25 protein-coding genes and 1 pseudogene are annotated in these 23,447 nt (G+C 63.7%); 16 read left to right on the top strand and 10 right to left on the bottom strand.

The genetic code is table 11. The features are described from left to right. Positions 1-88 precede the first annotated feature (88 nt). Positions 89-1,393: an HlyC/CorC family transporter gene (locus tag IVA74_RS04105; RefSeq protein ID WP_247340102.1), complete on the top strand. Its 1,305-nt coding sequence runs from the start codon at positions 89-91 to the stop codon at positions 1,391-1,393. Positions 1,394-1,559: 166 nt separating this feature from the next. On the opposite strand, the gene IVA74_RS04100 is transcribed toward IVA74_RS04105, so the two are convergent. Then, complete coding sequence (locus IVA74_RS04100; RefSeq protein WP_247340101.1) at positions 1,560-1,835, bottom strand: BolA family protein; 276 nt, start codon at positions 1,833-1,835, stop codon at positions 1,560-1,562. A gap of 159 nt (positions 1,836-1,994) precedes the next feature. On the opposite strand from IVA74_RS04100, the gene IVA74_RS04095 reads away from it, so the two are divergent. After that, positions 1,995-2,630 (top strand): DnaJ domain-containing protein, encoded by a 636-nt coding sequence (locus IVA74_RS04095; protein ID WP_247340098.1) that lies wholly within the window; start codon positions 1,995-1,997, stop codon positions 2,628-2,630. A gap of 168 nt (positions 2,631-2,798) precedes the next feature. Here IVA74_RS04095 and IVA74_RS04090 read toward each other — a convergent pair whose 3' ends face one another. Next, entirely contained in the window at positions 2,799-3,893 is a 1,095-nt protein-coding gene (locus tag IVA74_RS04090) for a citrate synthase/methylcitrate synthase (protein ID WP_247340097.1), read from the bottom strand. A 78-nt stretch (positions 3,894-3,971) separates the two neighbouring features. Here IVA74_RS04090 and IVA74_RS04085 point away from each other — a divergent pair, with 78 nt between their 5' ends. Then, positions 3,972-5,201 carry a citrate synthase family protein gene (locus IVA74_RS04085; RefSeq protein ID WP_247340096.1) on the top strand — a complete coding sequence of 410 codons (1,230 nt, stop codon included), beginning with the start codon at positions 3,972-3,974 and terminating at the stop codon, positions 5,199-5,201. A 38-nt stretch (positions 5,202-5,239) separates the two neighbouring features. Then, positions 5,240-5,395 (top strand): hypothetical protein, encoded by a 156-nt coding sequence (locus IVA74_RS04080; RefSeq protein WP_247340091.1) that lies wholly within the window; start codon positions 5,240-5,242, stop codon positions 5,393-5,395. A 217-nt stretch (positions 5,396-5,612) separates the two neighbouring features. Here IVA74_RS04080 and IVA74_RS04075 read toward each other — a convergent pair whose 3' ends face one another. Further along, positions 5,613-5,807, bottom strand: a complete 195-nt coding sequence (locus IVA74_RS04075; RefSeq protein ID WP_247340087.1) for a hypothetical protein — start codon at positions 5,805-5,807, stop codon at positions 5,613-5,615. 854 nt (positions 5,808-6,661) lie between these two features. Here IVA74_RS04075 and IVA74_RS04070 point away from each other — a divergent pair. Beyond that, complete coding sequence (locus IVA74_RS04070) at positions 6,662-7,870, top strand: HWE histidine kinase domain-containing protein (RefSeq protein ID WP_247340086.1); 1,209 nt, start codon at positions 6,662-6,664, stop codon at positions 7,868-7,870. A 209-nt stretch (positions 7,871-8,079) separates the two neighbouring features. On the opposite strand, the gene IVA74_RS04065 is transcribed toward IVA74_RS04070, so the two are convergent. Further along, complete coding sequence (locus IVA74_RS04065; protein WP_247340085.1) at positions 8,080-8,739, bottom strand: DedA family protein; 660 nt, start codon at positions 8,737-8,739, stop codon at positions 8,080-8,082. Positions 8,740-9,036: 297 nt separating this feature from the next. Here IVA74_RS04065 and cobS point away from each other — a divergent pair, with 297 nt between their 5' ends. The 5 genes from cobS (at position 9,037) to IVA74_RS04040 (ending at position 15,133) form a co-directional block, all read left to right on the top strand. Beyond that, the gene (gene cobS / locus IVA74_RS04060) at positions 9,037-10,035 is read left to right on the top strand and encodes a cobaltochelatase subunit CobS (RefSeq protein WP_247340084.1); all 999 of its coding nucleotides are present in this window, start codon (positions 9,037-9,039) and stop codon (positions 10,033-10,035) included. A gap of 161 nt (positions 10,036-10,196) precedes the next feature. Beyond that, positions 10,197-12,098 carry a cobaltochelatase subunit CobT gene (cobT, locus tag IVA74_RS04055; RefSeq protein WP_247340083.1) on the top strand — a complete coding sequence of 634 codons (1,902 nt, stop codon included), beginning with the start codon at positions 10,197-10,199 and terminating at the stop codon, positions 12,096-12,098. Then, a complete protein-coding gene (locus tag IVA74_RS04050) occupies positions 12,095-13,168 on the top strand; it encodes an esterase-like activity of phytase family protein (RefSeq protein WP_247340082.1) in 1,074 nt (357 codons plus the stop codon). The genes cobT and IVA74_RS04050 overlap by 4 nt, the downstream gene beginning before the upstream one ends. Before the next feature lie 138 nt (positions 13,169-13,306). Continuing rightward, positions 13,307-14,419, top strand: a complete 1,113-nt coding sequence (locus IVA74_RS04045; RefSeq protein WP_247340080.1) for an NADH:flavin oxidoreductase/NADH oxidase — start codon at positions 13,307-13,309, stop codon at positions 14,417-14,419. A 306-nt stretch (positions 14,420-14,725) separates the two neighbouring features. Continuing rightward, positions 14,726-15,133: a hypothetical protein gene (locus IVA74_RS04040; protein WP_247340078.1), complete on the top strand. Its 408-nt coding sequence runs from the start codon at positions 14,726-14,728 to the stop codon at positions 15,131-15,133. Positions 15,134-15,149: 16 nt separating this feature from the next. Here IVA74_RS04040 and IVA74_RS04035 read toward each other — a convergent pair whose 3' ends face one another. The 3 genes from IVA74_RS04035 to IVA74_RS40915 form a co-directional block, all read right to left on the bottom strand. Further along, positions 15,150-15,395, bottom strand: coding sequence for a PilZ domain-containing protein (locus IVA74_RS04035; protein ID WP_027535908.1), 246 nt, complete (start codon positions 15,393-15,395; stop codon positions 15,150-15,152). 155 nt (positions 15,396-15,550) lie between these two features. Beyond that, entirely contained in the window at positions 15,551-16,870 is a 1,320-nt protein-coding gene (locus tag IVA74_RS04030) for a DUF2235 domain-containing protein (protein WP_247340076.1), read from the bottom strand. Positions 16,871-17,166: 296 nt separating this feature from the next. Beyond that, positions 17,167-17,301, bottom strand: coding sequence for a hypothetical protein (locus IVA74_RS40915; RefSeq protein ID WP_256467629.1), 135 nt, complete (start codon positions 17,299-17,301; stop codon positions 17,167-17,169). A 347-nt stretch (positions 17,302-17,648) separates the two neighbouring features. Between IVA74_RS40915 and IVA74_RS04025 the strand changes: the two genes are divergently transcribed. The 4 genes from IVA74_RS04025 to IVA74_RS04010 all read left to right on the top strand — a co-directional run bounded on the left by IVA74_RS04025 (position 17,649) and on the right by IVA74_RS04010 (position 19,512). After that, entirely contained in the window at positions 17,649-17,915 is a 267-nt protein-coding gene (locus IVA74_RS04025; protein WP_247340073.1) for a hypothetical protein, read from the top strand. Further along, positions 17,908-18,204 carry a hypothetical protein gene (locus IVA74_RS04020; protein ID WP_247340071.1) on the top strand — a complete coding sequence of 99 codons (297 nt, stop codon included), beginning with the start codon at positions 17,908-17,910 and terminating at the stop codon, positions 18,202-18,204. Before IVA74_RS04025 ends, IVA74_RS04020 begins: the two co-directional genes overlap by 8 nt. A gap of 209 nt (positions 18,205-18,413) precedes the next feature. Continuing rightward, positions 18,414-18,692: a DUF1488 family protein gene (locus IVA74_RS04015; protein WP_247340069.1), complete on the top strand. Its 279-nt coding sequence runs from the start codon at positions 18,414-18,416 to the stop codon at positions 18,690-18,692. 139 nt (positions 18,693-18,831) lie between these two features. After that, positions 18,832-19,512 carry a hypothetical protein gene (locus IVA74_RS04010; protein WP_247340067.1) on the top strand — a complete coding sequence of 227 codons (681 nt, stop codon included), beginning with the start codon at positions 18,832-18,834 and terminating at the stop codon, positions 19,510-19,512. Between the two features lie 260 nt (positions 19,513-19,772). Here the strand turns inward: IVA74_RS04010 and ftsZ are convergent, their stop codons facing one another. Together ftsZ and IVA74_RS04000 are read right to left on the bottom strand one after the other, a co-directional pair. Continuing rightward, on the bottom strand, positions 19,773-21,032 hold the full coding sequence (ftsZ, locus tag IVA74_RS04005; protein WP_247340065.1) for a cell division protein FtsZ: 1,260 nt from the start codon (positions 21,030-21,032) through the stop codon (positions 19,773-19,775). Positions 21,033-21,081: 49 nt separating this feature from the next. Further along, complete coding sequence (locus IVA74_RS04000; RefSeq protein ID WP_247340063.1) at positions 21,082-21,390, bottom strand: hypothetical protein; 309 nt, start codon at positions 21,388-21,390, stop codon at positions 21,082-21,084. Positions 21,391-21,712: 322 nt separating this feature from the next. Here IVA74_RS04000 and IVA74_RS03995 point away from each other — a divergent pair. Then, positions 21,713-21,898 (top strand): annotated as a pseudogene (locus tag IVA74_RS03995) (hypothetical protein); the annotation flags it as partial. 501 nt (positions 21,899-22,399) lie between these two features. Here the strand turns inward: IVA74_RS03995 and IVA74_RS03990 are convergent. Continuing rightward, positions 22,400-23,293 (bottom strand): hypothetical protein, encoded by an 894-nt coding sequence (locus IVA74_RS03990; RefSeq protein WP_247340062.1) that lies wholly within the window; start codon positions 23,291-23,293, stop codon positions 22,400-22,402. Between the two features lie 50 nt (positions 23,294-23,343). Here IVA74_RS03990 and IVA74_RS03985 point away from each other — a divergent pair. Continuing rightward, a partial coding sequence (locus IVA74_RS03985; RefSeq protein ID WP_247340152.1) for a transposase occupies positions 23,344-23,447 on the top strand: 104 nt, incomplete at its 3' end.

Here is a 23,447-nt window from a genome sequence, read left to right as displayed (position 1 = left end):
CGGCTGAACGGCGTGAGAGCGTTTTCGAGCGAAGTGGGTACCGGTTCGTGTCAGGAAAACGCGTCAAAACAAGAAACCAGAGTGGTTCATGGACTGGCTCGGATTCACCATCGTCGTCCTCTGCCTGCTCGTCTCGGGCTTCTTTGCCGCGAGCGAGACCGCGCTGATCGGCGCCTCGCGCGCCAGCATGTTGCGGCTCTCCAAGCAGGGCAACCGCGACGCCGACGTGGTCTCGCGACTGCTCGCCATGCGCGAGCGCCTGATCGGCGCGCTGCTGCTCGGCAACAACATCGCCAATATCAGTGCATCCGCCCTTGCCACCAGCATCTTCACGTCCTGGTTCGGCGATGTCGGCGTGCTCTATGCGACCGGCGTGATGACCGTGCTGGTGGTGATCTTCGCCGAGGTGCTGCCGAAGACCATCGCCATCAACGCGCCCGACCGCATGGCGCTTGCGGTGGCGCGCCCGATGCGGATGACGATGTACGTGCTGGGGCCGCTGCTCAGAATCGTGGAAGTCATCGTGCGTCTGTTGATGCGCATGTTTGGCCTCGCCGGCGAGCACCAGGCGATCCTGTCGCCGACCGAACGCCTGCGCGGCGCGGTCGACCTGTTGCATCACGAGGGCAAGGTCGAGAAGCAGGATCGCGACATGCTCGGCGGCCTGCTCGATCTGCGCGAGCTTCAGGTTTCCGACGTCATGATCCATCGTACCGAGATGATGATGATCAACGCCGATCTGCCGCCGGAAGAGCTGGTGCGCGAGGTGCTGGCGACCGAATACACCCGCATCCCGCTGTGGCGCGAGAAGTCGGAAAACATCATCGGCGTGCTCCACGCCAAGGATCTGTTGCGCGCGATCCGCGCCTCGGACGGCGACACCTCGCGCATCGACGTCTCCACCATCGCGCTGCCGCCCTGGTTCGTGCCGGAGATGCGGCCGGTGTCGGAGCAGCTCAAGGCGTTCCGCCGCCGCAAGACCCATTTCGCGCTGGTCGTCGACGAGTACGGCGAAGTTGAAGGTCTTGTGACGCTGGAAGACATTCTGGAAGAGATCGTCGGCGACATCTCCGACGAGCATGACGTCGTGGTTGCGGGCGTGCGCGCCCAGCCGGACGGCTCGGTCGTCGTCGACGGCTCGGTGCCGATCCGCGACCTCAACCGCGCCCTGGACTGGCATCTGCCCGACGAAGAGGCGACCACGGTTGCCGGCCTCGTCATTCACGAGGCGCGCTCGATCCCCGACCGCGGCCAGAGTTTCACCTTCCACGGCTTCCGCTTCCGCGTCCTCCGCCGCGAACGCAACCGCATCACCGCGCTCCGTATTTCACCGGTGCCGCGCGAGTCGGAGGTGGACGAGGCGAAGCCGAGAAGGGCCGGGACGTCGTTTTAGGATTCGCGTGACCCTGTTGCCCCCTCATGGTGAGGAGCGCCGCAAGGCGCGTCTCCAACCATGCAGGCCAGGATGCCGCAGCGGGGGCCTGCATCCTTCGAGACGCGCAAATGCGCGCTCCTCAGGATGAGGAGAAATGGCGCCGTCTGCTGCTCGAATTGGCGAGCTAAGTCCCGCCTTCCCCCGGCGCCTGCGCGTGGATGGCCAGCGCGTGCACGCTGCCGGAGAGTTCCGCGGCCAGCGCCGCATTTATCATGCGGTGACGATCGACGCGGCCCTTCCCTTTGAAGGCTTGAGACACGATATAAACGCGGAAGTGCGTCTCGCCGCTCGGCCGATGGCCGGCGTGGCCCTCATGCAAATGTGACTCGTCGACGACCTGCAGGCTTTCCGGCGTGAAAGCTTCCTGCAACTTGTTGCTGATAGTATCTGTCATAGCCATGGATGTGCCATTAAGGTGCGAGATCGCTCTCCGTTATTTGCGCAGGCCGCCTCTGGCGACCGTTCTTGAGAACGCCGAAGCCGAGCTTTGGCTATGTGTTTTCAGCTAATTGCAATGTCAAGACTTGAAGGTTTTTGCATTGCGTAGTCAAAGTCAGTCATGCCGATCGATTCATCAAAGTTCTTCGACTCCATCCGGGTCAAGCCGAAAGGCAAGCAGCCGGAAGTGAAGCCGCGCGACGCCGTGGCCAACTGCGAATGGACCGGGTGTCAGAACAAGGGCGCCCATCGTGCGCCCAAGGGTCGCGACAACCAGCGTGAATACTGGCACTTCTGCCTGAACCACGTGCGCGAGTACAATCAGAACTACAATTTCTTCTCCGGCATGAATGCCGATGCGGTCGCGCGTTATCAGAAAGATGCGCTGACCGGCCACCGTCCGACCTGGAAGATGGGCGCCAATGGCGGCGTCAAGAAAGGCGCGGAGGCCGAGATCGACGGCGCCTTCGATCCGTTCAGCATGTTCCAGGAGCTCAACGGCCGCTCCGGCTGGCGCGCCGGCCCGCAGGCCGCGCCCAAGGCCGAGACGCGCAAGATCATGAACGCCGAGCGCAAGGCGCTCCAGGTGATGGGCCTCGGCCCCGACTCTTCGCTCGCCGACGTCAAGTCCAAGTACAAGTCGCTGGTGAAGCAGCACCACCCCGATGCCAACGGCGGCGACCGCTCCACAGAGGATCGACTGATCGAGATCATCAAGGCGTATAATTATCTGAAGACCGTGGTGCGCGAGGCGTAGGCCCCGCACTCGCCTTCTTCCCTTCTTCCCTTGCGGGAGAAGGTGGCTAACGGGAGAAGGTGGCGCGAAGCGCCCGATGAGGGGTTTCTCTCGGCGAATTCAACTGCAAGAGAGATGAGGATGTCGAGACAACCCTCACCCGTCTCGCCGCTCCGGGCCACGCATTCCCTACTCGTTCGGCATCGCCCCCACATACGACGAACTCGGCCGGATCAACCGCCCCGTCCGCTGCTGCTCACGCGCATGGGCGGTCCAGCCGGCTGCGCGGGCCACCGCGAAGATCGGCGTAAAAGCCTGTCTTGGAACCGCCAGCGCATCGAGCAGGATCGCGGTGAAGAACTCGACATTGGTTTCCAGCGGCCGGTCCGGATTCTTCTTGCGCAGCGCGCTACGGATATAGGCCTCGACCTCGCCGGCAAACGGCAGGCCGGCGCCGTCCGAGGCGAGCGCCTCGATCGCGGTCTTGAGCACGTCGGCGCGGGGATCGCGCACGCGATAGACGCGGTGACCAAAACCCATCATCCGCTCGCCGCGTGCCAGCGCCGCATCGACCCAGGTCTGGATGCGCTCGCGCGAACCGATCGCGTCGAGCATTTCCAGCACCGGCTCCGGCGCGCCGCCATGCAGCGGGCCGGTGAGCGCGCAATAGCCGGCGGTGACGGCGGCGAACAGATCGGCTTGCGTCGAGGCCACCACGCGCGCGGTGAAGGTCGAGGCATTCATGCCGTGATCGCAGACCGTGACGAGATAGGCGTCTAACGCCGTGACCTCGCGCGTCGCCGGTGCGCACTCGTGCAGCATGCGGAGCGTATCGGCGGCGTGGCTCACGCTCGGATCGGGCGCGACCGGATCGAGACCTTTGGCGCGCCGGACCAGCGCACCTGCGATCACCGGAAATGCGCCGACGATGGTCGCCTCGTGCTCCAGCCCGTGCTCCGCGCGAAGTCCCGCGACCGCCGCGCGAAACCCGTCGAGGATGCCCATGCCGCTTGTCGCCGGCAGCAGGTCGGCCAAACGCGCGAAAGCGCGTTCGCGTGCGGCACCCAGGTTCGCCCGCACATTGGCTTCGCTCAGCGTGGTCTGGCTGGCGCCGTTCCAAAGCCGGGCGGTAACACCCTCAAAGCTCGACTGGCTCGCCAGTCGGCCGACATGCTCGCCTGCGATGATCAACTCGCCGCGCTCGCCGTCGACATGGCTCAGCACGGTCTCAGCCGCGGGAACGCCGTCCAGCCCGATCTGACTCTTGGTGAGGTGGATGTTCATGGCCCAATCTCCGTTTTGCTACGCAGCGAAAGGTCGGGCCTCTCGACAGATTGATCAATCTTGATTATATAAATCAATATGAAAAATTCTGAGGAGCTCTATCTCTCGGCCCGGGAGGCCGCTGCCGAACTCGCGATCTCGCCGGCCACGCTCTACGCCTATGTCAGCCGCGGCCTGGTCCGCTCCGAGCCGACGCCGGACTCGCGCAAGAATCGCTATCGCGCCGAGGACGTCCGGGCGCTGAAGGAGCGCCGGGTGCCATCGCCCGAGCCGCGCGGCCTGCGCAGCTTCGACGCCGATTTGCCGGTCATGGATACGGAGATATCCACCATCACCGAGGACGGCGCGATCTATCGCGGCGTCAATTGCGTCGATCTCGCCGAGAACGACACGCTGGAGCACACCGCGACGCTTCTATGGGACGTCTCCGGCGTCGATCCCTTTGCACCTGACAATTTTCCAGCAGTATCCGATGAGATGCGCCTGATCGCGCAGGCCGCGCGCCGCGCCGCGCCGATTGATCGCGCCATCGCGGTGCTGGCGCTCGCATCGAGCGCCGATCCCCGCGCCTTCACCCGTGCACATGACGGACGTGCGATGGTCGGTGCGCGCATCGTCCGGCTCCTGGTCGCGACCATGCTCAATACGGAGCCGTCGGCCGAGCCGTTGCACCAGCAGATCGCCAGGGCCTGGGCGCCCGACAGCAAGCACGCGGCTGATCTCATCCGCCGCGCGCTGGTTCTGCTCGCCGAGCATGAATTGAACGCGTCCACCTTCACCGCGCGCTGCGCGGCCTCGACCGGCCTCAATCTTTATGACTCCGTCATCGCCGGCCTCGCCGCGCTGAAGGGGCCGAAGCACGGCGGCGCCGGCGTGCTCGCCTCGCAGCTCGTCAAGGCGCTGGTGGATCGTGACGTCGAGCCAATGGTCCGCGAACGCGTCGCGCTCGGCGAACGCTTTGCCGGCTTCGGTCACGGCGTCTACAAGCGGGGCGATCGGCGCGCGCAGTCGCTCCTGAATGCCCTGGCCCGCGCCGGCGCACCGCGCAAATTCACCAAGGAGGTGCCGGAGCGCATCGCGGAGGCGACCGGCGAGCTCGTCAACATCGACTACGCGCTCGCGGTGCTCGTGCACGCACTGCGCCTGCCTGTAGGCAGCGAGCTCGCGCTATTCGCAATGGCCCGCAGCGTCGGATGGATCGCGCATGCGAGCGAGCAATTGCAGCACGGCAAGCTGATCCGCCCGCGGGCCCGCTATGTGGGCCCGGCGCCGGGGCGGAGAGGGACTGCTACCGTGTTCAAGAGCTAAGGAGTGCCGTGCCAGTCATAAGCGATGCGAGGAACGCCATGAAAGATGACGAACGCCGCGCGCGCATGGAGGGCAAACAGGCCTTGAAGATCAAGCTGGAGGTGCTGGTAAATGCAGCGCCGCCGGGCGTTGAAACGATCGCCGGCGGCGCTGAATCTCTTCCCCGGAAGGAACTAACAAAATCCCGGATGTAAATAGGTCGGGACGAGCGGTGTGAAAGTTCACTCGCTGAAGCAAATCAGGCGGGTTGCCGCTTGTGGATAAAATCGTGGAGAGCCCGGCTCAACTTCTCAAGTCAGCGCCAAGACGTTGCGCAACCTGGGATGTCCTATCGACGACGCGGATCAGGATGACGAGGGCTCAGGTGAGGGCCCTAAAACCGGCTGCCAACTGCAACGGCCTTGTTCATGTTTAGAGCGGTGCGCGCAGGTTGGGAGATGAAAGCCATTCGTTGGTTTGTGCGGCGACATCAAGCTGACGAAGCTTCTCCAAAAGCTTGTTGCGTTTCAATCCGGGTGCGAGAAGAGACATCGCCGCTTCGATGCGCTTGTGTTCATCAGCAAGACGTTCACGCAGTGTTGGCGATTTGTTGACAAGCCAGGTCATAGCCGCTCCTTTAAGCGTTGGGCGGGAGCATTACCGGACTCTCAGTCGCCGATATGAGCCATAAGGCAACGCGGCGATGGCGGAACTGGGCGCCTGTTGAGTTCTGAAGTCCATCTAATTCGTTTCGCGGTGACGAAATGGATAGGCCACCGCCTCTTTCAGCGTGGTTCGCGCCACTCGGAAACACGCCAGCACTTGGGGCGCTCAGGATCTCTCTATTTCTGCCAACAACCGGACGCGTTAGGCGCGGTCATAGCCTGAAGACTTACTCGCGTCGGGAGTTGCCAACACAAGGGGCCGAGAGCCGGAACAAATACAAGTTGTTCTCGTGGAACCATCTTCCGTTATGGTTGTTGCCAATGTGGTCCCCGAAAGTGGCGGGACCGAAGATCCAAAAAGTCAGCAGCCCAAAATGTTTAGATTACTTTCGGCGACGGCGATGTTCTCGCTCCTCGGAGCTTTGGTTATTGCCCTACCGGGTTTCACCCCCCAGGTGCAATCGAGTGAGGTCATCGCGATGGCCAAGAGTGACCGGCTTGAAGTCCGGGCCGCAGCTTCGAATTGCTCCACACAGATCTGGCCCGATTTCTCCGCCTCTTGTTTGCAAGACAGGGGCGCGGGCGGAAAAATCGTGGAAGCTCGTCTTGTGACCGCCCGCCGATAGGCCGGATTCGCTTCATCCGTTCATCGAAGATGACGCGCTGGCGGAAGCCGCGAATGCTTGTCGTCTCGTGCGAAAGACCCAGTCATCACGACCGCGTCGAGCCGCCGAGAGGCCGGGCAAGCCCCTTCCGCTATTCGCGAAACATTCTCCGGACCGATCCATCCGCTCCTTCGAAAGTGTGAGGCCATCCATGTCAGCAGATCCAGGTTCGGTGCCGAATGTGCTTGTCGTCGAGGACGAAATGGTCCTGCGCATGCGCGCCGTCGACATCGTGGAGGATGCCGGCTTTCATCCTGTCGAGGCCGTCAACGCCGACGAGGCGATATCGATTCTCGAGTCCCGCTCGGACATCTCGCTGCTATTTACGGACATCCAGATGCCCGGAAGCATCGACGGCTTGAAACTCGCGCATGCGGTGCACGAGCGCTGGCCCTCGATCAAGATCATACTGGTTTCAGGTCAAGTGAAGCCATCTGACGCGGAAAGGCCGGAGAATAGCCGCTTCTTCGGCAAACCGCTTGGCGTTGAGCAGATGATTGCCGAGTTGCAGAAGATGGTCGGTGCGGGGGCGCTCAGGATTGTTCCGGGACCAACCGACTGGCCGGCGGATCAGGCGCTTCGCGCCCCGGCGGCGGCTGATTCCGCGCCCCACCACGCGCAGGATGCCGTCCTTTCCGCGGAGAACGACAGCCTTCGCCTGCTGCTTGAACAGGCCGGGATTGACGCGCAGGCCCTCCTTATCCAGGCCGGGATCGACGCCGAGCAGCGGCAAGCCGCTGACAAATTGCAGAAGCTGATCCTCGGGGAGCTTCATCATCGCGTCAAGAATACGCTGGCGATGGTCAGCGCGATCGCGTCCCAGAGCTTCCGCGCAGCCCCCAGCATAGAGCACGGACAGAAGGCAATGGAGGGAAGGCTGACGGCATTGGGACGAGCGCACGACCTGCTGATGCAGGTCAGTTGGGCGGATGCCAGCCTTACTCACACGCTGAGCAGCGCGACGGAGCCCTATGACGGCCAGGGCGATCGACGCTTTCATTTCAACGGACCGGACATCAGGATTACATCCGCAGCGGTCATCGCGCTCGCGATGACCGTCAACGAGCTGTGCACCAACACCACCAAGTTCGGGGCGTTGTCGGTTCCTGCGGGCCGCGTCGAAATTACGTGGACGATAGACGAGCTGAAGCAGAGACTCCGCCTGGTCTGGATGGAAAGAGGCGGTCCGGCCGTGGAGCCTCCAACCCGGCGAAGCTTCGGCACCCGAATGATGGAGTCTCTCGGCCAACAGCTGACCGGTCGGGTGCAACTTGCCTACGACCCCGGTGGGTTCATCTATTCATTGGATGTGCCGCTTGGCTCGGTCGCGGTGCCGCCCGAAGCAATCCTCTTACGCTAGCGCCGATCCCGAAAGGGTCAGGTCAGCATTTGCGGCAACGCGAGCCGTCGCGGGGTGCTTATGAGATTGATTTTCGGGCTCTATCCAACGGTGATGTTCGTTCGATCTCCGCTCGAGGCCGGGCGATGACGCTGACAGGTCGAGTGATGTTCGGCAAACAGCGACGATGGCCGCCGTTGTAGAAGCTTCCCCAACTGGTACGCTGAGGTCTAAGCCCGCGGCTTTGCTTCCGCGACGACGGCTCCGTGGCGGCGACGGTAAAACCAGATCGTCAGTCCCAGAATGATCGCTCCGCCGACCACACTGAGAATCCAGATGTGTTTGCCGAGATGATCATGATGCGGCAGCCCGGCATATTCGTGCAGAGCCGACACCGCCAAAACACCCGGCAGCACATGCGCGGGCGCCCAGACCAGGATCGCCGGGATGTTGATGGCGTAGAAGCGGGCCGGGGGCATGCCCAGCGCGCCGGCGGTGACCGGCACAAAGGCCCGGATCGGTGGCACGAAGCGGGCCAAGAACACGGCCCAGGCGCCGAAGCGGCGGAAGAAGTTTTCGCTCTGCTCGATCACGCGGGGATAGTTGGTCAGCGGCCAGGTGTTGAGAATCTCGCGCTGCTGCCGGTGCCCGATCCAGTAGGCCGACCCGTCGCCGAGCACAGCGCCAATTGCCGCCGCCAGCAACACCCATTGCAGCTTCAGCTCGCCGCCCGGAACCAGCGCGCTCAGCGCCAGGATGATGGTCGAGCCGGGGATCACCGAGCCGACCACCGGAACCGCCTCCAGCAGGGCCGCCAGGAACAGGGTCAGATAGGCCAGCCATGCATGGGCCGAGACGAATGAAATGAGGGGATCGAGGAAGGACGTCACATCGTCTCTGTGGTGGGGTTGGGCTGTGGGGTTAAGACCCTACATAAGTAACAAGCGGCGGTAAAAGTGCCACCCAGGTACGCAGGGCCGCGCATCCCGCACGAATTTCAGGCGTGATTCGCAAGGCAGCCCTCCAAAATCTGCGTTCCTTGCCTATCTAAATGAAAAGACAACGGAACTTTGATTGGGGGGCGGGCTTCTGCCCGCACGTTGTCTCTGATAGGTTCGCGACCGCACCCAGCCGCAGCCAACGTGCAAATAACTGGTCTCGGGACCGCCCGGGGCCTCGGAGGATTGATGACGACCGCCGCCCTGTCCAAAGTTGAGGAAGTTTCCGGTCTGCCCGACATGAAGGTGTCGGTGCGCCAGGTCTTTGGGATCGACACCGATCTCGAAGTGCCGGCCTATTCCGAGGTCGATCCTCATGTACCCGAAGTTGATTCCGACTACCGTTTCGACCGCGCCACCACGCTCGCCATTCTCGCCGGCTTTTCCCGGAACCGCCGCGTCATGGTGACCGGCTATCACGGCACCGGCAAATCTACCCATATCGAGCAGGTCGCTGCGCGGCTGAACTGGCCCTGCGTGCGCGTCAACCTCGACAGCCACATCAGCCGAATCGATCTCGTCGGCAAGGACTCGATCGTGGTCCGCGACGGCAAGCAGGTCACCGAATTCCGCGACGGCATCCTGCCCTGGGCGCTCCAGCACAACATCGCGCTGGTGTTCGACGAATATGACGCCGGACGCCCGGACGTGATGTTCGTAATCCAGCGCGTGCTGGAAGTCTCCGGCCGCCTGACGCTGCTCGACCAGAACAAGGTGATCAAGCCGCACCCTGCGTTCCGCATGTTCTCGACCGCGAACACCGTCGGCCTCGGCGACACCTCGGGCCTCTATCACGGTACCCAGCAGATCAACCAGGGCCAGATGGACCGCTGGTCGATCGTCACCACGCTGAACTATCTCAGCCATGACGAGGAAGTGGAGATCGTGCTGGCGAAGGCCAAGCATTATCGCACCCCGGAGGGACGCGACATCGTCAACAAGATGGTGCGCCTTGCCGATCTCTCCCGTAACGCCTTCGCCAATGGCGATCTGTCGACGGTGATGAGCCCGCGCACGGTGATCACCTGGGCTGAGAACGCCGACATTTTTGGCGATATCGGATTTGCGTTCCGGGTCACCTTCCTCAACAAGTGCGACGAACTCGAGCGTCCGCTGGTCGCCGAGTTCTACCAGCGCTGCTTCAACGCGGAGCTGCCGGAATCGGCGGTCAACGTGGCGCTCAGCTGATATCTCGAGATGTCGTCCCGGCCTGGTGCGCAATCGCGCACATGGAGTCGGGACCCATACCGCGAGGTCTCTCGATTGAAGCGACGCCGATAGTTTTCCCTGCCCGACAACGGCCGGTGGTTATGGGTCCCGGCTTTCGCCGGGACGACGGATAGGGTGAGATGACGACGTCCAACTCCAAATTCCGCAACACCAAGGAAGCGCCGACCGAGCCGTTCAAGCGCTCGGTGGCCTCCTGCCTGAAGGCGATCGCCAAGGCGCCCGAACTCGATGTCAGCTTTGCTGCGGAGCGTCCCGGGCTCGCGCCGGGCAAGGCGCGGCTGCCTGAGCCCGCGCGAAAAATGACCAAGCGTGATGCCGCCATCGTGCGCGGCCACGCCGATTCCATCGCGCTCAAGCTCGCCTGTCACGATCCAAAACTGCATCGCAAGCTGATGCCCGGCAATCCGCAGGCGCGCGGCGTGTTCGAAGCGGTTGAGCAGGCCCGCGTCGAGGCGATCGGCGCGCGCCGCATGGCGGGCGTTGCCAAAAACCTCACCGCGATGCTCGACGACCATTTCCATCGCGGCAAGTTCGACGAGATCACGGACCGCGCCGACGCACCGCTTGCGGACGCGCTGGCGATGCTGGTGCGCGAGCGCCTGACCGGCATGGCGCCGCCGACGGCTGCCAGGAAGGTCGTCGACCTCTGGCGTCCCATTCTCGAAGACAAGATCGGCAAGCGGCTCGACCGGCTCGATATCCTGGTCGAGGACCAGACCAGGTTCGGCGATGCCGTGCATGATCTGTTGACCGCGCTCGAGATCGGCGACGAGCGCAACGCCGACAGTGAAGACAACGACGACAACGAGGACAATCAGGACGGCGACAACGACCAGTCCGGCGCCGAGGGCTCGCCCGATTCCGACGCCGCGCAGGAGATGAGCGCCGACCAGGCGCAGGCCAGCTCGGAAGATATGAGCGAGAGCGCGATGGAAAGTGCGCAGGCCTCGACCTCCGACACCTTCGACGACGGCGAGCTCGGCGACGACGAGACGCCGGGCGAGGCGACGCGTCCGAACTCGCACGGGAAGAACGAGCCGCGCGGGCCGGAATATCACGCCTTCGCGCCGAAATTCGACGAGATCATCGCCGCTGAAGACCTCTGCGACCATGACGAGCTGGAGCGCCTGCGCGCCTATCTCGACAAGCAGCTCGCGCATCTGCAGGGCATCGTCGCCCGTCTCGCCAACCGCCTGCAGCGCCGGCTGATGGCGCAGCAGAACCGCGCCTGGGAGTTCGATCTCGAAGAGGGCATTCTGGATCCCGCGCGCCTGTCGCGCGTGGTGACCGATCCCTATCACCCGCTGTCCTTCATGCACGAGAAGGAGGCGACCTTCCGCGACACCGTGGTGACGCTGCTGCTCGACAATTCCGGCTCGATGCGCGGCCGCCCGATCACGGTCGCGGCGACCTGCGCCGACATCCTCGCCCGCACGCTGGAGCGTTGCGGCGTCAAGGTCGAGATTCTCGGCTTCACCACCCGCGCCTGGAAGGGCGGGCAATCGCGCGAGGCGTGGCTTGCCGCCGGCAAGCCGGCCAATCCCGGCCGTCTCAACGATCTCCGTCACATCATCTACAAATCGGCAGATGCGCCCTGGCGCCGTGCGCGGAAGAATCTCGGCCTGATGATGCGCGAGGGGCTGCTGAAGGAGAACATCGACGGCGAGGCGCTGGACTGGGCGCACAAGCGCCTGCTCGGGCGGCCCGAGCAGCGCAAGATCCTGATGATGATCTCGGACGGCGCGCCGGTCGACGATTCCACGCTGTCGGTCAATCCCGGCAACTACCTCGAGCGGCATCTGCGCCACATCATCGAGGAGATCGAGACCCGCTCGCCGGTCGAGCTGATCGCGATCGGTATCGGCCATGACGTCACGCGCTATTATCGCCGCGCGGTGACAATCGTGGATGCCGAAGAGCTCGGCGGTGCCATCACTGAAAAACTCGCCGAACTCTTCAGCGAGACCAACACCGCACCCACGCAACCGGCCAACCGCCCGCGACGCAAATTGCATTCGTGAGCAACCATCGATCCCGCCGCAGCTTTATCGGCCACGCGGCGGCGGGATTTTCCACTCTCGCACTTTCTCGCCTGGCGCAGGCGCAGCCTGCGACCGAGCCGCCGCCGCGCACTTCGCTGATCGAGCACGCCGTCGCCGCGCCCGTCCGCATCGAGGTGAACGCGCGACCGATTCCGAATTTCGCACCGCGCGACGGTTCACGCACGCGCTTCGGTTCGCTTGAGTATCGCAGCGGCCTTGTGCTGACCTCGCCGCATCGCGGATTCGGTGGCCTCTCCGGCTTTCGCTTCCTCGATACCAAGGGCGAGCGCTTTCTCGCGATCTCCGACCAGGGCACCTGGTTCACCGGCGCGATCCGCTATTCGGGACGGAGCATGACGGGTCTCGACGACGTCGAGGCCGCGCCGGTGCTGAATGCGGAGGGACGGCCGATCACCGAGAAGCGCCTGTGGTACGATACCGAGTCGCTCGCGCGTGACGGCTCGTTGGTCTATGTCGGGCTCGAGCGCGTCAACCAGATCATGCGTTTCGATTTTTCGAAGGGCGGCATCCGCGCCCGCGGCGAGGTGCTGCAGGCGCCGCCGGCGGTGCGCAAGCTGCCCTACAACAAGGGGCTCGAGGCGCTGGTGTTTGTCCCCAAAGGGCAGCCGCTCGCCGGCAGCTTGATCGCGCTGTCGGAGGGCGGCTTCGATGCCGACGGCAATCTGATCGGATTTTTGATCGGCGGCCCCACGCCGGGCCAGTTCAGCATTCGCCGCACCGACCAGCAGTTCATCAGCGACGCCGTGCTGCTGCCCTCGGGCGATCTCCTGATCCTCGAGCGCAAATTCTCCTGGTTCACCGGCATCGATATCCGTATCCGCGCGATCCCCCTGAAGTCGATCGCGCCGGGCGCCGTGGTCGACGGCCCCGTGCTGTTCAAGGCCGATCTCGGCCACGAGATCGACAACATGGAAGGCATCGACGCCCACGTCAGCGCCGACGGCGAGACCGTGCTGACGCTGGTGTCGGACGACAATTTCTCGCTGCTCCAGCGCACGCTGCTGTTGCAGTTCGCGCTGGTGGAGTAGGGCGGCCCGGCGCGCTCCCGCAATGCATGACGTTACGGGCCGCCATTCCCCCCGCGCGGCTGGCAATCCGCGTTTCCATCACTACACTCCCTCTGTCGCCCCCACCATCGCCCCTCCATCCTCCGGAACTCCCCCCGCATGAGCGCCCTGTTTTCCCCGATCAAGCTGCGCGGCCTGACGCTGAAGAACCGCATCGTGGTGTCGCCGATGTGCCAGTATTCGGCCGACGACGGCGTCGCCAATGACTGGCACTTCACTCACATCAACAATCTCAGCCTGTCGGGCGCGGCGATGTTCTGCATCGAGGCGACTCATGTCGAGGCGATCGGCCGCATCACGCCCGGCTGCCTCGGGCTCTACAGTGACGCCGCCGAGGCCGCGCTGAAACAGATCCTCAGCTCGGTGCGCAAACATTCCTCCACGGCGGTCGCGATGCAGCTCGCGCATGCGGGCCGGAAAGCCTCGAGCGCACGGCCCTGGGACGGCGGCCAGCTGATTCCGCTGAGCGAAGGCGGCTGGCAGGCCGTGGCGCCGTCCGCGCTGCCGCACAAGGAAGGCGAGGCCGCGCCGCTCGCGCTCGACACCGCAGGCCTCAAGCGCATCCGCGACGCTTTCGTCGAGTCCGCGAAACGCGCGGATCGCATCGGCATCGACGCGATCGAGCTGCACGGCGCGCACGGCTATCTCCTGCATCAGTTTCTGTCGCCGATCTCGAACAAGCGCACCGACGAATACGGCGGTAGCTTGCAAAACCGCATGCGCTTCCCGTTGGAGGTTTACGATGCGGTGCGCGCGGTGTTCCCGCACGACAAGCCGGTCGGCATGCGGGTGTCCTCGACCGACTGGGTCGAGGGCGGCTGGGATCTGGCGCAGACCATCGCATTCGCCAACGCGCTGAAGGCGCGCGGCGTCGACTGGATCGATGCCTCCTCCGGCGGCGTCTCGCCGCTGCAGAAGATCACGCTCGGCCCCGGCTACCAGGTGCAGTTCGCAGAGGCCATCAAGCGCGAGACCGGATTGCCCACCATCGCCGTCGGCCTGATCACCGATGGAAAGCAGGCCGAAGAGATCGTCGCATCCGGCAAGGCCGACATGGTCGCGCTCGCCCGCGGCATGCTCTACGATCCCCGCTGGGCCTGGCACGCCGCAGCGGACGTCGGCGGCGAAGTCGAGGCACCCCCGCAATACTGGCGCTCGCAGCCCTCGACGCAGAAGGCGCTGTTCGGCAAGACCACGTTCGGCGCAAGGTGATGTCCTCACCTGCCGCCCATCCTTCGAGACGCCCGCCTTTGGCGGGCCCTCAGGATGAGGACGGAGTGCGCGGTAGCACTTTCGGCAGGCAAGGATGCCGCTCAGCCTCATCCTGAGGAGACCGCAAAGCGGTCGTCTCGAAGGACGAGGCGCTCGCTCAGCCTCCGCCAGGACGTCATATGCGATAGCCCTGCCGCTTGCGGGGAGAGGGAATTAACCTCACGCATCCGTAACCCCTCTCACCTTCCACGTCAGGCAAAACTGGCCTAACCTCGCGCGCACTCCAATTCGTCACGGAGGCCCGCCATGCGGTTTCGTGTCCGGAAGGCTGCCCACGTCATCGAGCGCGTGGGTCTTGCGATGGCAGGGGCGGCGTGCGGGCTGTTCGTCGGCGCCTATGTGGGATCTGTGATACCCGCGCTCACCACGGAGGGATTCCTGCTGCTGATGATGGTGCTGGGCTTCGTCGGCTTCTATCTCGGCATCGACACGCCGCAGCTGCCCTTCGACGAGGCCCACGGCGACATCGACGCCGCGGAACTGTTGAGCGGCGCCGGCACGCTCTGCGCCACGCTGACCGCATTCGCCTCGGTCGCCATCATCGTGCTCCGCCTCGATCCGCACATCGCGTGGAGCTGGTTCGCCCTGTTGGGCTGGATCGCAGGCGTCGCGATGCAGATCGTCGCGGGGGCGAAGGCGCGGATGCGGAAGTAGGTGGGGCGGCTTCGCCTCAGAACACCACGCCCACCTTCGTGCCGCGCTTCCACGCCACGCGGCAGCGCTTCTTGGTATTCACGTGCAGCAGCTCGAACCGATCAGGAATCTTCACCTGCCCGCCGAGATCGACGCAGGCGCCGCCGGGCGAATAGTCGATCAGCGTGCAGACGATGACCGGCGCGCGCGGGTCGGTGATGATCTTGGCCTGGCGGGACACCAGGCCGGCGGGTTTGACGCGGGCATGTCGGCGCGGATGCATTGGCACTCTCCTCCAATTTCCGCGAATAGCGCGGGTGGTCTGGGAGATGATGCAGAGGAGTTGATGCGATCCGGCTAAGGCGGGGGTGAGAATTTTAATGAAAAGTGTCGGCGAATGGAGAAAGCGGCGGTAGTGGGGTATGACGAGGCCCCACCTCACTCCGCCGCCGCCCCCACACCCGGCGGCACCGGCATCGGCACGGTCACATAATCCTTCGGCAAGTTCACCGGCCGGTATCCCGGCTCCACCGCCATCCGCTTCAGCACGCTCTCATGCACATGCGCGCCTTCGGGGATGGGGCGCGGTTCGCAATCGGGGATATAGAAGCCGAGAAAGACTTTCCGCTCCGGCCATTCCTTGTAGGTCGCGCTCTTCGGCAGATACTCCAGCACGCGCCAGAGCGCGGTCATCGAATTGTGCAGCTCGCCGGTCTTGCCGGTGTAGGCGGGCTCGACATACTGGAACGGTGAGTGCTTGCGCTGGATGCCCCAGGCAAGCTGGTTCACGGTGCGCGGGTTGAAGTTCAGCCCGGCCTTCGCCGCCTCTTCGATCATCCAGATCAGCGGATATTTGGACTCGCCGCTCTCTGCCTCCGGATAACCGCCGCCGACATCGCAGTGCACGCCGGCGAACCACACCTGCAAAATGTCCTGTGGCTCCTTCTTCTCGTCGGGCACGTAACGGTGGCTCCAGTACTCCTGCGGCTCGTCATGCTTCTTGAGGCGGAACATGCAGCGCTGCTCGTCGATCGCGATCGCCTGCCGGAAGATGTTGACGCTCGGATTGCGCAGTGTGAAGGCGAGCTCCTCCAGGCTGAACACAAGGAAGAAGACGTCGCGCCGCGGCACGATCACGCTCGCCACCGTGTCCCAGACGCCGATGAAATGGATGGTCGGCCAGCGCGTGGAGGTGATCCGCGCGAATTGCGCGGCGAGGTCGAATTCGTCTTTCGGCAACGGCCCCTGATCATCGACATCGATACCCTTGAGGTCCTCGATGTCGTTGCCGCGCCCGGTGCCGGAATATTGCTTGTAGGCGACGAGGCCGGAGCCTGCGAGGTTCGCCTGCTCCGGCGAGATCAGGCCGATCTTGTGGATCAGCCCCGCCAGCACCCGCACGGTATAGGCGCCGCGCGAGAAGCCGAACAGATAGATCTTGTCGCCCGGCGCGTAGTGCTCGACCAGGAAGCGATAGGCCGACAGCACATTGTCATCGAGCCCGTAGCCGGTGGCGAGCCCCAGCACCAGATTGACGTTGGCTTTCCAGCGGTGCCACGTCGACGGCTCCGTCACGGTGCCGACGCCTGGATCGTAGAACACCATCTGCCGCGGCGACGTCTTGTCGGTCTTGCGCAGGCAGCGATAGAGCTTCAGGACGTTGGAGATGTTCTCCGAGATCTCGTTGCCGGTGCCGTCACAGCAGATGACGAGGTTTTTCGGCTCGGATTGATGGTCGGTCGTGCGGTCGTGCTCCACGGTACGCCCTCCCGGTGGTGCTACCCGGGCGAGTATAGCGGAAAAGGGTAGGGGAGAAGAGATGATAGCGGTCGCTTCTCCCTCTCCCATTGTGGGCAGGGCTATCGCATATGAAGAAACATATGGCTGGAAGCTCAACTGCAGCCATCCTTCGAGACGCCCGCCTCCGGCGGGCCCTCAGGATGAGGGATGAGTGTGCGGCAGCATTTCAACGCAGACGGATGCAGCCAAGCCTCATCCTGAGGAGACCGCGTAGCGGTCGTCTCGAAGGACGAGGCGCCCGGCCTCTATCGCCCCTACTTCTTCTTCCCCTGACCGATCTCCGGCTGCCAGGCGGCGTCCTTGCGGCTCGGTGCCGCGGCGGTTGCTTTGACTTTGTCCTTCTTCGGCTTCTTGGTCTCGCGATTGCTGCGTTGCTGTCCCTTGGCCATGACGTCCGTCTCCTGTGGGGCTCGAATTCGCTGGGTTCGTTCGACTGCGAGATTGGCGCTGCCGTATGCGCTAGGCACGCGGCGACGAGAAAAGACACGCGGTGCCGCGCACACGAAACATGCAGCGCAATCTCGACCTCACGGCAATTGCGTGAGTTGCGCTGACGCTTACGAGCGTACGCCTGCGCCACGCCGAAGGCGAGGACAAAAACGCCGCGCACGCGCGCCGCGATGCGGCCCTAAGTGCCCGCCCGCGCTGACATAATGCTGGCTATTGCCGCGCTAGGAGCGCATGTTTGCGGCAGCTGGCGTCGGTTGGGGCCCCTTCTTGTGAAAGGCAGGTGTGCATGACCATCCGCTCGCGGCGAGAAACCGTCACCTTCAAGCATCCATTCCACATCCGCGGCGTCGAGCGCGAGTTGCCGGCCGGCGCCTATGAGGTCGTCACCGACGAGGAGATGATCGAGGGCCTGTCGTTCGCGTCCTATCGCCGCGTCGCCACCATGATCACGGTGCCCGCCGAAGGCGTGCGCGGTGCGATGGAGATGCTGTCGATCGGCTCGGTCGATCTGGCGGATGCCCAACGCATCGACGCGAGTGCCGCCAATGACTGACATCCCGGTCGATCTCGACAGCCACCGCGGCATGGCCGCCCAGAAGGCGACCGATCTGCGCCGCGCGCTGGCCGACGTCGAGGCCCAGGTCAGGGAGCTGCGCGAGCGCGAGGCCGATCTCGAAAACCGCATGATGTCGGTGCCCGCCGCGTCCTGGCCGGAGGCCGCCGTGAAGGCGCGCCATCTGCTCAACCTCTATGCCGCGAGCCTGCCCACTGAGGACACCCGCCACCGCGCGCTGGTGGCCGCGCTGTTCGACGATTTCGCAAGACTGAACGGCGATAATTGACTCGAGCCGCAAGCCCCGGGCTCGCTGCACCTCTCCCGCTTGCGGGAGAGGTCGACGCGCCCCGGGCGATGCGAAGCATCGTCCCGCGCGCGGCGGGTGAGGGCTCTCTCCTCATCGGGGTTATCGCTTGTGGAGACACCCCCACCCCAACCCTCCCCCGCAAGCGGGAGAGGGAGCGCACCAGAACCAATCGGCACAAGGAGTACCCCATGACGCTCACCAGCAGCCGCTTCATCGGCCACGAACAGGACCGGGGCATCGTCCAGTTCTCGATGCAGGACGGCGCGAAGCAGATCGCCTGCGCGATCTCGACCTCCGCGATGGACGACCTCGAGCGCGGCCCGCGCGCCCGGCCCTTCGAGCGCGAAGAGCAGTTCACCCGCCTGCGCGAGCGCATCGAAGCCTGCGTCGAACGGAAGTATCAGGCGACGGAGTTCGAGGGCACCCCGCCGGGGATCGTGCTGCGGAGCATTGATTTTCGGGGATAGGGGGCGACGGTTCGCACCGCGAGCGTGCAGGCTTCGCGCATTTTCGATCGCATCCGCAGGCCCCTTTACCGCCTCAGCTGTTGATATTAACCATCTGTTAACCATGCGGTCGCCTAATGTGAAGGATTGGGGGATCACCATGTCGGCCCATGTGACGCGACCGAAGTTGATGCCAGCCGATCCTGCCTTTCATCTGCTTGGCGGGCTCGCGGTTCGTGCCAAGGCCTTCATACAGACCAAAACGGCTGTCCTACGGAGCAATGCCATGTTCGGAAAGGACGATTTAGTGGACAATCTCGGTCGCGATCTCGATCGCGCGCGCGGACGACGCGATGCTCTTGCATCCGAGGCTGCGACCCTGACGGCTCAGATCGCCGAAATCGAAACCCGCCTTTCGGAGGAGAAGAACAGGCGGGAGCGTGATCGCGTCCTGGGCGAAATCGAAGCGATCAAAACCCGAATCAAACAGGCCGGGAGCGCATTTGCACCTGTTGTCGATGGTCTCTGCAAGGCGATCGAGCAGGCTGCGGCAGTTGTGCCCGAGGCCCGCGAGCTCAATAGCTTCCTGGTATCGGTGGCGGCCGAAATCGACAACGTCATCGATCCCTTGGTGCGCGAACTGGATCAGCGCGCGGATGCGGTGCGAATAGGCCACGCTGCACCGGACATCCCGAGTTCGGCCAATGAGGGGGCCATCGTACCGCCCGTGGAACCGCCAAAAGACAACAACGATCGCCTGCTTCGCTTCCCGGCATGGTTGTCTCGCGACAAGGAGCCGGAAAAGGAAACAGCGGAGAGCCCGCGCAGCACGGCAGCGTGAATCATCGGCGCGCCGCGCACCTCAAGAAGCTCGAATGCATGACGTTCGGAATTCGCCGATGAAATTGCGCGATGACGATTCGTCCCAATCTCATCGCGCCCTGGACGCCTAGCAGCGGCCCATTCCCGGCATCGTAGCTCGCGACGGAGTCTGTCACCGGGCCGCGCTTCGCGCGGACCCGTTGGTTGCGCCCCGGGATGACGACCCGTTGTCAGGCTCGCTGGTCCGCCAGGCAAGTAACTCCGGCTCTTGCGGCCAGCTCAGTTGGCGGCGCGGCGCAGGAAGGCCGGGATATCGAGAATGCTTTCGTCGGTCGCGTTGCGTGGAGATGAGCGGCCGTAGGGATCGAGCGGCTGAGGAGCTGCCTGGCGCGCATATTCCAGATCCGGCCTTGCCGGTTGCCCCGTGGGTCGGCCGGCCGCGGGGTGGCGCGGCGGGCTTTCCACCTGCGGAAGCGGTGCGCTGCGCTCGATGCGATCGGCGATGCGGCGGCTGTCGTTGCGCAGCTTGCCGGCGAGCTGCGTGAGTGAGGTTTCCGCCGGCGGCGTCTGCAGCGTCGGATCGAGATTGTCGATTCCCGTCGCCACCACCGAGACGCGGACGATGCCCTCGAGGCTTTCGTCAAACGACGCGCCGACGATGATGTTGGCGTCCGGGTCGGCCTCGTCGCGAATGCGGGTGGCAGCTTCGTCGACTTCGAACAGCATGAGATCCCTGCCGCCGGTGATGGAGATGATGAGGCCACTGGCGCGCTTGATCGAGGGGTTCTCGATCAACGGATTGGAAATTGCGGCCACGGCGGCGGCGAGCACGCGTTTCTCGCCGGAAGCTTCGCCCCGTCCCATCATCGCCTTGCCCTTCTCTCGCATCACGGAGAGAACGTCGGCAAAATCGAGATTGATCAGGCCTTCCTTGACGATGAGGTCGCTGATGCAGGCCACGCCCGAATAGAGCACCTGATCGGCAAGGGCAAAGGCATCGGCGAATGTGGTCTTCGCGCTGGCCACCCGGAACAGGTTCTGGTTCGGGATGATCAGCAGGGTGTCGACTGTCTTCAGCAATTCCTCGATGCCGGCTTCGGCAAAGCGCATGCGGCGCTGGCCCTCGAAGTAGAATGGCTTGGTGACCACGCCGATCGTGAGGATGCCGAGCTCGCGCGCGGTCCTGGCGATGATGGGTGCAGCCCCGGTGCCGGTACCGCCGCCCATGCCGGCAGTCACGAACACCATGTGCGCGCTGGTCAGATGTTCGCGGATCGTATCGATTGCCTCCTCGGCTGCGGCGCGTCCCAATTCGGGTTGCGAGCCGGCGCCAAGGCCCGCAGTCACCTGTGTGCCCAGCTGGATGAGGCGCGTCGCCTTCGACATGGCAAGCGCCTGCGCGTCGGTATTGGCGACGACGAAGTCGACCCCCTGCAGCCCGGCCGTGATCATGTTGTTGACGGCATTGCCGCCAGCGCCGCCAACCCCGAATACGACAATGCGCGCCTTCATCTCGCGAATATCTGTAGTGCCAGTCATTCTGTCCTCGCGGTTGCTCCGGCAGGCCGGGTGGGATGAGTATCGAGTGCTACCCGCAAGCCGCGCGGTCTGCGTCCACGATGGCCGCCGCCAGATGTCCCAATCGAAGCGCGGCTGGTCCCGCGGTCGCGCCGCCAGCCCGGCGACCGGTCCGCAGAGCCGCCACTTCGTCTTCCAGTCGTGCCGCCCACGCATTGGCGGCCATCGTCTCGGCAGCCGCCTGCGTCAGCTCGACGGCGAGGCGATCGGCGCACTCGCGCTCGCGCTCGAGATCTGACCGGTAGCCGGCTGCGACTGCTTCGAGCCGCGCGACCTCCGCCTTGAATGCCTCGATCTTGAAGGCCTCGATCTTTGCCATGGAGACATCGATGCGGTCTGCCGGGCGGCCAATTCGTGGGCGAGGCGTGTACCGGAGTTCGGAGAAATCAACGCTCACCAGGGCTTTCCCATCATCCGAACGCGAGCGCGGCAAACCGCGTCGCCTGGCAAGCGAACGAGCGGCCTCGCGCGAGATATTGAGGCGGGCACTGAGATCGGCATACGTCAACAACGCAACGCACATCGGCGCTTCTCCTGGAGCGAGCCGGGAAGGCATTTCGGGCTAATGATGGCTGGACGATTAGTTTAGGCTAGGGTGCGTTGGTTAATGGACGGTTAACGCGCGCGGGGCGCTAGCGCCGGGCGTGCGCGCCAGACCCGCCGAGCGCGAAGCTCAGCTCGTGCGCCTGCGCGAGTGCATCGAAGCCTGCGCGGAACGGAAGTATCAGGCGACGGAGTTTGAGGGGACGCCGCCCGGGATCGTGCTGCGGAGCATTGATTTTCGGGGGGGGGGGCGAGCCGCACAGCAATCCGCCTTCCACACCTGATGGAATGAGTCTCGACGAACGCGCCGACAAAGGTGCGTTCCCTCCCCCCTTGTGGGGGAGGGCTAGGGAGAGGGGTAGCCCAGGAGAAGGTCCCCGTTTTGGGCGATGGACCGAGGCCGGTGCGCGATGGAGAGACTCCCCATGCGGCACCCTTTCCAGCCCTCAAAGCGGGAGGGAACGGAGAGAGCACCGTTGGCAACTCGATTCAACGTCAGCCCATCGCGTTTCTAACGATCCCCGCCTCACGCGGACCGGTCGAGCACGCGATCGACGCGGGCGCCAGCGGCCTGCACGTTCTGCACCGCCGTGACGATGGCCTCGCTGACTGATCTCGCCTCGCGAGCGAAGTCGACGATGATGCGCCCCTTCTGGAATGCGATCGCCGCGTCGTCGCAGCCCGCATCGTAGAAGCGCTGCTCGAAATCGTCCGCCGCGGGCCGGTCGGGGCCGTTTGCCTTGCCTGCATGAGACCCAGCCGAGATCTTATTGTCGCGTCTGGCGCTAATCGCAGCTTTTTTGGGGTGCCTCGGCTACTGCAACGGGAGAAATGTCAATTTTCTCGTTCGCCGGAGCTCTGCTTGTTGCCTCTTCGCTTGGGCTGTCCTCACACCTAAACATCGGGTCAATTCTCTTTTGGATTTTCTCAAAAGCCTTGCGGGCAAGGGCTTCATTATCTCCGCTTGTCATCCACAATCTGAAGAGGATCATAAACATCTGCCCGGGCTCGAGCCCGTAGCTCTTCGCCAGCTCGACAAACCAGTCATGATGATCCCTGCCTTGGAGCGCAAAAAGCGCCTCTCTGATATCTCCAGAGCCAATTGCCGTCTGCAGATCGTTCTGATTTTCTTCAGCAAAAGTCTTGAACAATTTCTCAACCGGCTTGTCACCCGGAAGGAAGCTAGCTTTCGTGGCGATCTGCGCCGGGATTTTGCCGGCCGCATCTCCATCAAAAATGCCAAGGATGGATAACGTGCCGTACGTGTTTTCAATCTGCTTGAGCAGATTGACGATCTCGCCGTCTCCGTTTTTTGGCACGATGATCATGCGGCGCGACAGGAATGGAGCAAAACGTTCCGCGAGGAGGCGGCAGAACCTTGCTGCAGCTTCATCTTCGACGAAGGCGAGAATGTCTGTCGGCTGTCGAATGCCAATCGTTTCCAGCAATATGGGCGATGGGCGTTCGGTGAGTAACGCAATTCCTTTCTGTTCCCGTCGGAAGAAGCGAACGCATTCAGAAGGCAAGGGGGTTATAATTTCAGCTGAATGGCTGCTGACTACCGCGCAGATCTTCTTAGAGTAGAGGACTTTGAGTAGAAAATCGGTGAAGGCAGACTGGGAACCTGGTGAAAGGAAGCACTCAGGCTCTTCTATTAGAACAATCGATTTGAGCTGCACCCGGTTCCGAAGACACCAAGTTAGGTGTTTTATGGAGCAGGAGGTGCGTCATGGAGAGAAGGCAGTTTACGCGGGAGTTCAAGCTTGAGGCCGTGCGGCTGATCAAGCAGCGCGGCGTGTCGTATGCGCAGGCGTCCAAAGACCTTGGTATTCA

The sequence above is a fragment of the Bradyrhizobium sp. 132 genome, assembly GCF_023074185.1.
GTDB lineage: Bacteria > Pseudomonadota > Alphaproteobacteria > Rhizobiales > Xanthobacteraceae > Bradyrhizobium.
This window is presented reverse-complemented; position numbering and strand designations above follow the sequence as displayed.